General features: G+C 43.2%; 11 protein-coding genes. 5 read left to right on the plus strand and 6 right to left on the minus strand.

Annotated elements, in window-relative coordinates; genetic code table 11:
• Positions 1-2: 2 nt before the first annotated feature.
• The 3 genes from QXD64_04920 to QXD64_04930 are packed head-to-tail and all read left to right on the plus strand — an operon-like array spanning position 3 to position 5,301.
• Positions 3-2,579, plus strand: coding sequence for a tetratricopeptide repeat protein (locus tag QXD64_04920; GenBank protein ID MEM3396654.1), 2,577 nt, complete (start codon positions 3-5; stop codon positions 2,577-2,579).
• A complete protein-coding gene (gene glgA, locus QXD64_04925; protein MEM3396655.1) occupies positions 2,579-3,766 on the plus strand; it encodes a glycogen synthase in 1,188 nt (395 codons plus the stop codon). The genes QXD64_04920 and glgA overlap by 1 nt, the downstream gene beginning before the upstream one ends.
• Positions 3,763-5,301, plus strand: coding sequence for a phosphotransferase (locus QXD64_04930; protein ID MEM3396656.1), 1,539 nt, complete (start codon positions 3,763-3,765; stop codon positions 5,299-5,301). Before glgA ends, QXD64_04930 begins: the two co-directional genes overlap by 4 nt.
• A gap of 27 nt (positions 5,302-5,328) precedes the next feature.
• Here QXD64_04930 and QXD64_04935 read toward each other — a convergent pair whose 3' ends face one another.
• From QXD64_04935 to QXD64_04960, 6 genes are read right to left on the minus strand one after another with little or no spacing between them, the layout of a single operon-like run.
• Positions 5,329-5,661, minus strand: coding sequence for a 4Fe-4S dicluster domain-containing protein (locus QXD64_04935; protein ID MEM3396657.1), 333 nt, complete (start codon positions 5,659-5,661; stop codon positions 5,329-5,331).
• 4 nt (positions 5,662-5,665) lie between these two features.
• A complete protein-coding gene (locus QXD64_04940) occupies positions 5,666-6,742 on the minus strand; it encodes a nickel-dependent hydrogenase large subunit (GenBank protein MEM3396658.1) in 1,077 nt (358 codons plus the stop codon).
• Positions 6,743-7,105: an NADH-quinone oxidoreductase subunit C gene (locus QXD64_04945; protein MEM3396659.1), complete on the minus strand. Its 363-nt coding sequence runs from the start codon at positions 7,103-7,105 to the stop codon at positions 6,743-6,745. It lies immediately after the preceding gene.
• A 2-nt stretch (positions 7,106-7,107) separates the two neighbouring features.
• Positions 7,108-7,623, minus strand: coding sequence for an NADH-quinone oxidoreductase subunit B family protein (locus QXD64_04950; GenBank protein MEM3396660.1), 516 nt, complete (start codon positions 7,621-7,623; stop codon positions 7,108-7,110).
• A gap of 1 nt (position 7,624) precedes the next feature.
• Positions 7,625-8,503 carry an NADH-quinone oxidoreductase subunit H gene (locus QXD64_04955; protein ID MEM3396661.1) on the minus strand — a complete coding sequence of 293 codons (879 nt, stop codon included), beginning with the start codon at positions 8,501-8,503 and terminating at the stop codon, positions 7,625-7,627.
• On the minus strand, positions 8,504-10,453 hold the full coding sequence (locus QXD64_04960; GenBank protein ID MEM3396662.1) for a proton-conducting transporter membrane subunit: 1,950 nt from the start codon (positions 10,451-10,453) through the stop codon (positions 8,504-8,506).
• A gap of 66 nt (positions 10,454-10,519) precedes the next feature.
• Between QXD64_04960 and QXD64_04965 the strand changes: the two genes are divergently transcribed.
• Positions 10,520-11,152 (plus strand): adenylate kinase, encoded by a 633-nt coding sequence (locus QXD64_04965; GenBank protein MEM3396663.1) that lies wholly within the window; start codon positions 10,520-10,522, stop codon positions 11,150-11,152.
• A gap of 3 nt (positions 11,153-11,155) precedes the next feature.
• Positions 11,156-11,830, plus strand: coding sequence for an HAD family hydrolase (locus QXD64_04970; GenBank protein ID MEM3396664.1), 675 nt, complete (start codon positions 11,156-11,158; stop codon positions 11,828-11,830).
• Positions 11,831-12,221: the final 391 nt, after the last annotated feature.

The following is a 12,221-nucleotide window of genomic DNA, read 5'->3' on the forward strand; positions in this document are numbered from 1 at the left end:
CCATGGCAGAGTGGTTTATTGACAGAGAGGTAGAAATCGCAGAACTTTCTGATGCACTGAAGATTGTGGATGAACGCGGCGCCATGTACTTTATCACAGGGCCAACAGGAATGGGCAAGACCGCTCTCTGCACCCATCTGAGCAGGATTGCAGAAGAAAAAGGTTTTATGGTTTTGATTGGGAGATGTATCTATGAAAACACAGTACCATATTTCCCAATTTATGAGATGTTTAGTCGTATTGCAAACACCGAGAAGAAGGAAATATACATTCCACTTGGTTTAAGCCTGCCCGAGAGTGAGGAAAAAACTCCAAGGAGTGGTTGGAAAAACCCTAACCAGGAAAAATTGATGGTGCTTGAGAATCTTATCCGAAAGTTCAATACAATTGCGAAAGAGAAGCCGGTGCTTCTGATACTTGAAGACATTCAATGGGCAGATTCAGGCACTCTAGCCCTTATACATTATCTTTCAAGAACGATTCAAAATATGCGAATGGTTGCCCTTGTAACCTACAATTCCGAAGGTCTAGCTACCAGAAAAAATGAAATTTTTGCAGAGACAGTTAAAAATATCAACATAGAGAGAGGTTGTAAAACCCTTGAGCTTAAGGCATTCAATACAGACCAAACGGTGCACCTCCTCACAAAGATTCTCGGCACATGGAAGATGCCAGAAGAGCTTATTTCAAAAATATACACCCTTTCCGAAGGTAATCCCTTCTTTGTGGAGGAATTGGGTAGAACAATACTGGAAGAAAAAATTTTTGACAGGGCAAGTCGCAAATTAAACGCCAGCATGAGTGAGATAGACCTGCCCCAGAGCATCAGGAGTGTTGTCCAGCATAGAATCGCCAGATTGAGCGAGATTGAAAGAAAGGTATTGCTGATAGCAGCAGTTATTGGAAGAAGATTTGAGTACCCAGTACTTAGAGGTCTCGCAGACATGAAGGAAGATGAGTTGCTGAATGTCATTGATAGGTTGAGGGAGTTAGGAATAATTCAAGAGATTCAAGAGGGTGAGGAATGCTATGAATTCAGCTCAAACTTGGTCTGGGAGGCCGTCTATAAATCCATTACTGGCCAACGAAAAAAATTGCTTCACAGAAACGCAGCAATAGAAATTGAGAAGCATCACCAGAACGAAAGCAGATATTGGGGGGAGATAGGGAGGCATTACCTCCTTGGTGGAAACTTTGAAAATGGTGTAAAGTACCTGATTCTTGCAGCAAAACATGCAGCTGCCAGTTATGGAATTGAAGAGTGTTTCCGCAACATCTGTGAGGCAGAGAAGGGCTTGAAACAAATTCAGGAGGTAGAGGTAAGAGGGCAGTATGCAAATGAGGTCTACAGATTGCTTGGAGATTGTTATATCGTAAAAGGAGATTACTCTCGGGCAATAGAAAGTTATAATGCTGCACTGCAGCACTGTATGGACACACTGCAAAGGGTAAAAGTGTTAATAAAATTGACAGAACCATACCTTAGAAAAGGAGACCTCACCAATGCTCTTGGTGTGCTGGAGAAGGCATTAGCAGAAGTGAAAAAAGAGGATTATCTCACCACCACAGAGATTTTCAGAAACATGGGCTGGGTGCATGAAAAGATGGGAAATTACAGGCGGGCTGTGGAATATTATGAAAAAAGTGTGGAACTCTGCAAAAAACATGGGGATGAAATTGAACTGGGTGAGTGCTGTCATCGGCTGGGAACTGGCTTGTTTTACCTCGGAGATTTTAAAAGAGCGAAGGAATGTTTAGAGAAAGGACTGGAAATAAGAGTAAAGTATGGAATGAAAAAGGAGATTGCGATTTCTTACAATAACCTTGGAATTGTGCTGAACAACATGGGAGAACATGAATTAGCCCTTGATTATTTTATGAGGGCAAAGAAAATCTGGGAGGACATGGGCGACTTGCTGGGTGTGGCTGCAGTCACAAACAACATTGCATTGATTTACGGTTTGAAGGGAGAACGGCTTGAGGAGATTGAGTTTTACAAAAAAGTAGTTGAAATTGTAAGGCGAATCGGTGAGAAGGAGACAGAAATGATTGTGCTGACAAATATTGGACTTGCATATGAGGACATTGGAGATTACAAAACAGCAATAGAGTGTTATCTTGCATCTATAGAACTTTCAAGGGAAATGGGTGAGAAGCGAATGCAGTCAAATACAATGGGAAGCATGGCAACTGCTTATGCATACCTCGGACGGATTGAGGAGGCAATAGAGTATGCCCATTACGCAATTGGACTGGCTGAGGAAACTGGGAGCATGGAATTTATTGGAAGTGCAAATGCAAGCATGGGCGAAGTCCTGCGAGTTGCGAAAAGATTTGAGATGGCAGAGGAGTATTTTATGAAAGCGTATGAAATTTACAAAAAAATTGGCCTGGATGATGGTGTCAACACAATAAAATTTTATCTGGCAAAATTGTACATTGAGACTGGAAGATTAGAGGAAGCAAAGAAAAATTTGGCTGAGGTGATGGCGTTTTACACCAGAACTGGAAACAAATCTATGTTGAGGAAGATTCAGAACGAGCTTGAAAAAGTGCACTCAAACATCGAAACAACCTGATGTCTTTCTCCGATAAAATTAAGATTGGCTATGCCTTTGCCTGTTGCATGAAAGTGACAATGATGGCATTGGAGTATCCTCCAAACATTTATGGGGGCGTTGGCATCCATCTGAAGTATCTAACAAGAGCCCTGCTGAAATTCATGGATGTGGAGGTGCGAACGATTGGAAATGAAAAGCCAAAGAATATGGATAGAGTTGCTGTGAAATATTTTGTTCCTTGGAAGGAGATGAGCGAAATAAAGGAGAGACATGGAAAAGTGCTGGAAACCCTCTCACTTTGCCTTTCCTTTGTGGCTGAGCCCATCGATGGAGATATTGTTCATACACACACCTGGTACACGAATCTTGCTGGCTTTTACGCAAAAAAGCTTTATGGAAAAAAAGTTTTAGCGACTGTGCATTCACTTGAACCATTGCGACCATGGAAGGCAGAGCAGCTCGGCAGTGGTTACAATTTGAGTGTATGGATGGAGAAGACAGGGCTGGAGGAGTGCGACAGAATAATTGCTGTTTCTGGAGAAATGAAAAAAGACATCCAGAAGGTCTATGGGATTCCTGAAAACAGAATAGTTGTGATTCACAACGGAATTGACATTGAAAAATACAGGAAAAGAGAGAATGAGGCGCTGCTTTCAAATTTAGGTGTAAAGAAACCCTACATTCTTTTTGTGGGGCGGCTTACAAGACAGAAAGGGATTTTCGAGCTTGTGGAAGCAATGAAGAAAGTCAAAGATACACTGGTGCTGGTTACAGGAAAGCCAGATACTGCTGAAATAGAGGCGGAACTTGCTGCAAAACTCAAGGGAATGGAGAACATTATTTGGCTTAACCGAATGCTTTCTGAAGAAGAAATAATTGCTCTTTATTCCAGTGCCCAACTTTTCGTCTGTCCTTCAATTTACGAGCCATTTGGCATCATCAATCTTGAGGCAATGGCCTGCGGTGCCCCAGTTGTGGCCTCAGCAGTAGGTGGAATAAAAGAGGTTATTCAGGAGGGAAAGAACGGTGTGCTTGTCGAGCCAGGAAATGTAGAATCACTGGTAGAGGGAATTGAGAAGGTTTTGAGAGATGATGAATTCAGGGCAAGATTGGTTGCCGAGGGAAGAAAACGGGCAGAGGAATTTGCCTGGGAGCGTATTGCAGAGAAAACTTTTTCGCTATACAGGGAGGTTGTAGGAGAATGATTTCAAATAAGGAACTTGAAATTTTTATAAATGGGGAGTTACGAAAGCAAAGATGGTTTGGACAGAAACTTGAAAAAATTAGTGTGGGGATTGAGGACAGAATCCCTGCCTATACCACAGAAAATCTAGGAGTTGAATTTTTTATTTTAAAAACGAAGCCGGGCAATAAAAGATATTTTGTGCCAATTGCATTTGCAAAAAGTGCCTTCCAGATTTTTGAGGCAGGGGCATCTGTGCATACATTGAAAAAAGGCAATGGAAACATTCATGTGTTTGAGGCAGAATATCTGGATGTTTTTCCCTCAATCATTTACAGAATGTTTGAAGATGGAGAAAGATTTGCGGGTAAAAAATCGGAAATCAGTTTTGTGCTGAGACAGAACATAAGGGGATTGAAGGTGCGAAAAGGAGAGGTGATTGGCGGAGATACTACAAACTTCAACTTGAAGCTTCTAACATCAGAAAGAACCATGGTGCTTAAAACCTATAGGACCTTTGATGCTGATAACCCTGAGGTAGAAATGCTGCTCCAGCTTTCTAACTTTAAAAATGTGCCCCATGTTCTTGGTTATGCCGAGGTTTCAATCGGTGGTAAAGTTGCAAATGGCTTCCTGCTGATGGAATTTTTAGAATGTGCAGGCGATGGAATAAAAGCATTCATGAAGGATTTGAATTTCCTCCTTAATAGCGATAGGCCAGAAGGGAAAAACGCAGTGATGCAACATTCTGAGGGGCTTGCAGCTAAACTTGGAAAAACCACTGCGGAGATGCATGTTCATTTAATTGGAGAGGATGAGAAGTTTCAGCCAGAAATCATAACGGAAGAGGACATTGAGCGATGGAAAAGCAGAATTCTCTCAAATCTGAACTACTGCCTTGAAAAAATTCAGAAGTTACCTGCAGCTCACAGCCATAGCACTGCAATCCAGAAAATGGCAGAAGAAATTGAGAAGGAGATGGTTGCAAAGCACCTTGAAGAGGCAGGCGAATTTGCGGGCTTGCAAAAGATAAGAACCCATCAGGACTACCATCTGGGGCAGGTGCTATATGGAAAGGAGGAAAACTTTTATGTCCTGGATTTTGAGGGGGAGCCGGGAAGAAAGGGTGCTGAGCGGAGAGAGAAACTGCCACCGTTGCGGGATGTGGCGACAATGCTCCGTTCCTTTGCCTATCTCAAACACCTTGCTTTCAGAAACTATCTTGAAGAACGGCTTTCCATAACTGGCGAAAGAGAAAAACTCTGCTGGGCACCCCTTGTTCTTACGGGGATAGATGTTGATTTGTGGATAGATGAAAAAGTGGCAGAAATGCTGAATTTGTATGAAGAAAAAACTGGAAATGCCTTTGTAAAAAACTACATACAGAAAATGCGAGAACTTAATTCCTCACTTGTGCCTGAGATTGAACTAAGCAAAAAAATGCTGAAATTCTGGAAAATCGAAAAAGCGATTTATGAGCTAAAATATGAACTTGAATACAGAGTGGAGTATGCAGGAATACCAATTGCAGGGATTCTGGAAGAGCTAAGAGATTAACTTTTACTTTAGCTTTTCTGATGTAATTTACTGCACAAACTTTATCTCTGTCTTTTCGTATTCTGGCTTTGTGTAATCTGGAAGAATGTCAATCACTTTCTTTGGGCAAACTTCCACGCACATTGCACACTGGATACACCTGAAGGGTTCAAGCGTGTTTGTCTTGCTTGCCTTATCCACCTTGATTGCATTTGCCGGGCAGTTTCGCATGCACAGACCACAAAAAACGCAGTCCTTCATCCTTGCAAACACAATATGGCCCCTTGCTGTGGGAAATGGTGCCCTTTTCTCAAACGGGTATTTCCTGGTTACTGGCTTTGAAAGCAGGTTTCTCAAAATGAGTGAAATCATGCCTGGCATTTTTTCACCTCTCTGTGCAGGAAATGCACGGGTCAATTGAAAGCACAACCACCGGCACATTTGCAAACTCACAGCCCTTGCTGAGCATTGTGATTGTGGGCCAGATATTTGCAAATGTGGGCGTTCGCACCTTCACCCGCTCCAGATTCTTTGTTCCGTTGCCCTTGAGATAGTAGAAAAGCTCGCCTCTGGGCGGCTCAACACGAATAACGCATTCCCCCTTTGGCAACGCTGTGGACTTGGTAATTATATCCCCTGGCGGCATCTTAGATAGCGATTCTCTTATTAACTCAATTGACTGGAACATTTCCTTCCATCTCACAACTGCCCTGCCATAGCTGTCACAGGTGTCTACAACAACTGGCTTAAAATCAAGATCGCCATAGGCATCGTAGCCAAGCATCCTCATGTCATATGGCACATTAGATGCTCTTGCGGTGGGTCCCACAGCCCCATCCCGTTTTGCCTCCTTTTCTGTAAGCACACCTACACCTTTAGTGCGTTTCACGAGTGTGTAGTCCTTGAGCACATCCGCCACACTCTTCAGTGCTTCCTCCAGAAAGTCCATTACTTTGTTTACCTCTTTTGCCTGCTCTTCACTAATGTCTCTTCGCACGCCCCCAATCGCATTCATAGAATAAGTCACCCGATTCCCTGTTATTTTCTCCAGCACATCCATCAGCTTTTCCCTGTAGTTCCAGACCTGCATGAAGTAACTCTCAAATCCAATCGCATCTCCAAGCAATCCAAACCAGAGCATATGGGAATGCAACCTGTTCATTTCATTGATAATCACTCTGATGTATCTTGCCCTCGCTGGTGCCTCAATTCCCATCAATCGCTCCACGCCTAGTACATACGCAGTGCTGTGCGGGGACTGGCAAATACCACAAATTCTTTCAGCCAAAAAAATGTTTTTCTTAAGTTCGTTCAGCTCAAATGCCTTCTCAATACCTCTGTGAACATACCCAATCACAGGTTCTGCACCCACTACAAATTCATCCTCAACTTTGAGTTTGAACTGGATTGGTTCTGGAAAAACCACATGTTGAGGCCCGAATGTGAGCACTGTCTTTGCCATCTATTTCACCCCCTTCTTTTCCTCTTTCTTCTTTCGCAATGGCGCCTTCGGAGAATCAGGTGCCAGCAGCATTCCATGTGGAATCCCCTTAATTTTTGCCTCAAACATATCAACAATTTCGCATTCTATAAGGGTAGCGCAGGGATAAATACTGCTTATAGAAGGAATCTCCTCATCTGGAGAGAACTGCAGCCTCAGATTTACCAGATTTGGCTTTTCCCCGAGTGTGTCAAAATGATAAATTATTTCCAGTTTTTCCCCCAAGTCCACACAGGTAGCAATTACAAATCTGGCATCATTTTCTGCAAGTTTCTTTACCTCATCCAGCAAATTTTCCTTTGTAACAACAGTATCATTTTCCATAATTATTCCTCCTCCTTCTTTTCCTCTTTTTCTTTCTTCTTTTCTTCTTTGCCTTTCTTCTTCTCAACCCACTTACCCTCCTGAATTGCCTTCAGTTTCTCAAGTGCCTTCACCACACCATCAATTATTGCTTCTGGTTTAGGGGGACACCCCGGCACATAGACATCCACTGGTATCACCTTATCAACACCGCCCAGCACATTGTAGCAGTTGTGGAAGACGCCACCTGTTGAACCGCATGCACCTACAACAATCACAACCTTGGGTGGTGGAATCTGGTCATAGAGATTCTTCAAAACCACCTTGTTTCTGTGGTTCACGCTGCCAGTTACCATCAGAACATCTGCATGCTTTGGATTTCCCTTGTTCAAAATCCCAAAACGCTCAATATCGTAATAGGGAGTCAAGCATGCCAGAATTTCAATATCACAGCCATTGCAACTTGAACAGTCATAGTGCAGAATCCATGGCGATTTCAACCTTGAAAGCTTTGTGAGGGCTCCATCCTCATCAGGCATTTTATGCACCTCCTGCTGTCACTGCTACATATATCATGTTGATTATTATTAAACCTATTCCAATCGGCAATGCCACCTTTGGTAACGAATCCCATGTCAATCTCGTGGTGATGTTGTCAATTATCATCACTACCAGGTAAACAACTGCAATTAGCAAAACCATAGCCACAATTGAAAGCAGGAAATTGCCAGGCACAATCACGAAAAGCCCAAGCACACCAAGAATTACAAAGAGTTCATACCAGTGCGTGAGCTTTAGAATTCCAAGGTAGGTGCCAGAATATTCTACCATTGTGCCTGAAATTATTTCTGTGTGCGCTGTAGAAATGTCAAAAGGCGATTTCTGCATCTTTATCATCAACACAATCACCATTGCCACCAGTGCAAGTGGAAGCTTGAGAATAAGAGGCTCGTAAATTGCTGTAATCTCAAAGCTCTTCACCGTGTAGCCAATCCCGAATATCACGAGCAGGAAAATTGGCTCATATGCGAGCATCTGGACTAACTCTCGGTTTGCACCAATCGCACTGAAGGCGGAGCGTGTGCTATAAGCACCAAGTACCATGAAAACTGCACCCGCATTCAGTAGGAAGAAGACCACGAGCAAATCGCTTCGAAGGCAGAAGAAGACTGTAGCTAGCATGACCATTCCAAAGAATGCAATCGCAAAAATTACCTGGGCTTTGTTCACTATTCTATCCTCCTTCCCGAAGAGTTTCACAACATCGTAGAGGGGCTGGAGCACAGGAGGACCTATTCTATTCTGCATTCTTGCAGTAATCTTTCTGTCAAGCCCAATCACGAGCATCCCAATGAAAGGTGCCAGCAGGAAAAACACGATTCCAAGAATTGTTGTGTAGTCAACCATTACTTCCACCATCTACCACACCCCCGTTATTGTGATTGCCAGAATTCCAAGTGCAAGCAGTGTTATCATCAATCCAATGCCCAAGCTGTTTACATACAGGTTCATCTTTTCCTCTCCAATCTGTTTTTCAAAGTATGTGCCACCAAGCACAGTTGGATATTCCACACCGCAAGAGTAAACCTTTGTGAGGTCTTTCTTCTCAACCCTGCTTAATGCAGGTACGAGCAGAACCACCGCAAGGAAAATTGCGATGAACACTGGAGAGAAATAACCCCAGGGAGTTGTGAGAGTTGTAGCATAGGTCACTGCATGAAGCGGTACTTGAGTGTTCAGCAGAACCTTAACTGCTGGATTTATGAAGCTTTCAACAATGGGAGAAATCATCACTGAAAGAATCACTGCTAAGCTAAGCATAATTACTAACGGAGCGGAGAAAAGCACACTCATTCTTTCTGGTGTGATTTCTTCCTCTGTCTCCATGTTTATCATTCTTCCAATCCACTTCAGATAATAAACCACTGTAGCTGCACTCCCTACAGCCAGGAAAAATACGATAATCGGCATCTCAAGACCTGCTTGAACAGCAAAGTATTTGCCAAGGAACATACCAAAAGGTGGAATTATCATTGTTAGAATGCCCATCAACAGCACCGTAGTTATGAACGGCTTGCGAACAATTAACCCATCCATCTTCTCGATTTCCTTTGAGTGTGTCTCATGCTGGACTACACCAACACCCAGGAACAGGAGGGCTTTAGAAATCGCATGGAACACCGTAAGCACGATTGCAGCAGCCACCGCAAATGGAGAGTGCAACGCTGCAAGCATTATTATCAATCCGAGGTTACCAATGGTTGAGTAGGCAAGCACTTTTTTCGCATTGTTCTGAGAAATTGCAAGAATTGCAGTTATCATAAAGGAGAAGCCACCAATAATCGCAATCAGGTAGCCAAGTGACTGAATGTGGGCGAAAACCGGAGAAAGACGCACAAAGAGATAGACACCGAGCTTGACCATCGTGCTTGAATGCAGAAGTGCTGAAACAGGTGTTGGAGCGACCATTGCACCCAGCAGCCAGCTCTGGAACGGCACCTGTGCAGATTTGGTTAAGCCGGCAAGTGCCACAAATGCGAGTGAGAAAATGAGAAGCCCTGGGATTGCTCCTGCACTGTCACTTGCTTTGCTTATAATTTCAGAGAAAGTGGTGATTGCAGGCGACATCGTGCCAAGGATTACAATTCCAAAAGCCATTGCTGTGCCTCCACCCAGGGTAACCTCCAGTGCCCATGTTGCGTTTTTCAGGGCTTCCTCTGTCTCCTCATGCTTGATGAGCATGTAGCAAGCAAGTGTTGTCACCTCCCAGAAGAAGAAGAACCAGAGAAGGTTATCTGCAAACACAGCCGCATTCATTGCACCTAAGAACCCAATCACATAGGCAAAAAATCTGTTCTGGTTTTTCTGACCCTCCATGTATTTTACAGCATAAATTGCAATCAACGAACCGATAATTGAGATTATCAGACACATTATGCCTGACCAATAATCTATTCTTATTGGGGCCAGATGTTCGGTTTCGTGTAGAGGCATATAATAGAATTCATACCAGGCAAGAGGAATTAGCTGGAGAAATGCAAAGAGCCCTGCCCAGAAACTCTTTCGTTCCAGGGCAATTATGAGAAAGCCAATAAGAAGGGCGAAATCCAATGCTGCAATTAACTCAAAAAGCGAGATGCTCTTTCCCAGCAAACTTATTCTATCTATCTCCAGGGTTATTTCACCATTGACTCCAGTTAGATAGAGGAAGAGCCATATGCTTCCTATAATTGCGCTCAATGTTCCTATGCCTACAATCAAATTTCTCACATGTTTGTTCGGAAGCAAATAGCAGAGCACGCCCAGCAGCAGAGGAATCGCTGTGGTCAGAGCAAGAGGATAAATTACTATGTCTATTTCTCCAGACATAATTATCGGCAAGGAATATGCCTCTTTGATATAAAGGTTTTTAAAGGATTTGTGTATTGCAGAACCATGAACCTCATAATGCTTGGTGCACCAGGTGCAGGTAAAGGAACGCAAGCCCAGAAACTTGCTACTAAGTTGGGAATACCACAAATCTCTACTGGAGACATGCTTAGACAAGCAGTGGCTGAAAAAACGGGACTTGGGATGGAAGCTAAGAAATACATGGATGCAGGAAAGCTTGTGCCTGATGAGATTGTTGTTGGAATTGTGAAGGAACGCCTTCAAAAGTCAGACTGTAAAAGCGGGTTTATTTTGGATGGGTTTCCAAGAACACTTGAGCAGGCAAAAGCCCTTGATAAAATTGCGGTGATTGACTATGTGGTAAACATTGATGTGCCAGAGGAAATTCTGGTGGAACGGATTACTGGGAGACGGTCCTGCAAAAAGTGTGGTGCTGTTTACCATGTCAAATACAATCCCCCTAAGGTTCTGAATAAATGCGACAGTTGTGGAGAACCTCTTTACCAGAGAGATGACGACAAAGAGGAGACAGTTCGGAAGAGGCTAGAGACCTATCGAAGCCAAACGAAAGTGCTTATAGATTATTATGCTGGCCAAAACAAACTTGTAAACATTGATGGTCACAGAGAAATTGAAGCAATATTCAGAGATATTCTAACAAAACTCGGAGTGGAGTGAAAAATGGGTATCCAAGCGGTTCTCTTCGATTGCGATGGAACAATCTTAGACAGTAGGAACACTATCAGGCGTTGCGTGAATGCCACTGTGAAAGCATTTGGATTCCCAGAATTCTCAGATGATGAATTTAAAACATTCTATGGGTGCACATTGCATGAGATTTTGAGAAAACGGACAGAGAAGATAGATGAGATGGTTGAACACTACAGAAACCTGATGCTTTCTACCTTTGCACAGGACACGCGGGTTTTTCCCCAAATCCTCCCAGTGCTCAACTACCTGAAAGGTGCAGGTGTTCCAATGGGCGTCCTTACGATGCGCAGCTCAGAAATCACAGAAAAAATTCTCTCCCACTTTGGACTCCTGCTCTACTTTCAGGCGGTTTATGGCTGTGATAACACAAAAAATCCAAAACCATCTCCTGATGCAGTTGTGGAGTTTGCAAGCCAGGTTAATGTGCCGGTCTGGCAGGTCGGAATTGTTGGCGATACCAAGTTCGACATTCTCACAGCCAAAAATGCAGGTGCAATAGGAATTGGAGTGCTGTGGGGCTCTGGGAGTATGGCGGACCTTTTGGCTGCGGGTGCAGATTATCTGGTACCTGATGGCAATGCCCTGATTGAGGTCATAAAGACGGAGATTGGTAGGAAGAGCGATACTCTGCCTTCTATCGTATAAAATATAAAAACAGTATCTCCGAAAGATACTGGCTAAAATTCAAAAATTGATGCCAGTATGCAAAGCTCCTGATACATCTTTCTTATAAATTTTCAAACGGGTCTTTCAAAATTCCACCGAGGCATAGAAAGTGTTAAATATTTAAGATATCTTATAGATATCTCATGAAACGAATACCTATAACACCCGCAACTGAACTGACTATCAGGAACATACGGGGATTCTATATTCGTAAGGTGACGCCTTTCGGCACCAGCGCCAAGTGGGCAGATCTATATAGAGAAGGAGGTGAGATTCAAGGAATTTCTTCTCGCTCTCTATGAAGTAAGAGAGTGAAATGAAAATACACTAGGAAAGGGTTGATGGCCACTTCTATGGCACAGGAGCCATA

The organism is Thermoplasmata archaeon (assembly GCA_038874435.1).
GTDB lineage: Archaea > Thermoplasmatota > Thermoplasmata > Lutacidiplasmatales > SKW197 > SKW197.

What these genes read in the sequence shown, in the direction of transcription:
- QXD64_04920 (MEM3396654.1), top strand. Translation starts at nt 3, where the DNA reads ATGGCAGAGTGGTTTATTGACAGAGAGGTAGAAATCGCAGAACTTTCT.
- glgA (MEM3396655.1), top strand. Translation starts at nt 2,579, where the DNA reads ATGTCTTTCTCCGATAAAATTAAGATTGGCTATGCCTTTGCCTGTTGC.
- QXD64_04930 (MEM3396656.1), top strand. Translation starts at nt 3,763, where the DNA reads ATGATTTCAAATAAGGAACTTGAAATTTTTATAAATGGGGAGTTACGA.
- QXD64_04935 (MEM3396657.1), bottom strand. Translation starts at nt 5,661, where the DNA reads ATGCCAGGCATGATTTCACTCATTTTGAGAAACCTGCTTTCAAAGCCA.
- QXD64_04940 (MEM3396658.1), bottom strand. Translation starts at nt 6,742, where the DNA reads ATGGCAAAGACAGTGCTCACATTCGGGCCTCAACATGTGGTTTTTCCA.
- QXD64_04945 (MEM3396659.1), bottom strand. Translation starts at nt 7,105, where the DNA reads ATGGAAAATGATACTGTTGTTACAAAGGAAAATTTGCTGGATGAGGTA.
- QXD64_04950 (MEM3396660.1), bottom strand. Translation starts at nt 7,623, where the DNA reads ATGCCTGATGAGGATGGAGCCCTCACAAAGCTTTCAAGGTTGAAATCG.
- QXD64_04955 (MEM3396661.1), bottom strand. Translation starts at nt 8,503, where the DNA reads ATGGTGGAAGTAATGGTTGACTACACAACAATTCTTGGAATCGTGTTT.
- QXD64_04960 (MEM3396662.1), bottom strand. Translation starts at nt 10,453, where the DNA reads ATGTCTGGAGAAATAGACATAGTAATTTATCCTCTTGCTCTGACCACA.
- QXD64_04965 (MEM3396663.1), top strand. Translation starts at nt 10,520, where the DNA reads ATGAACCTCATAATGCTTGGTGCACCAGGTGCAGGTAAAGGAACGCAA.
- QXD64_04970 (MEM3396664.1), top strand. Translation starts at nt 11,156, where the DNA reads ATGGGTATCCAAGCGGTTCTCTTCGATTGCGATGGAACAATCTTAGAC.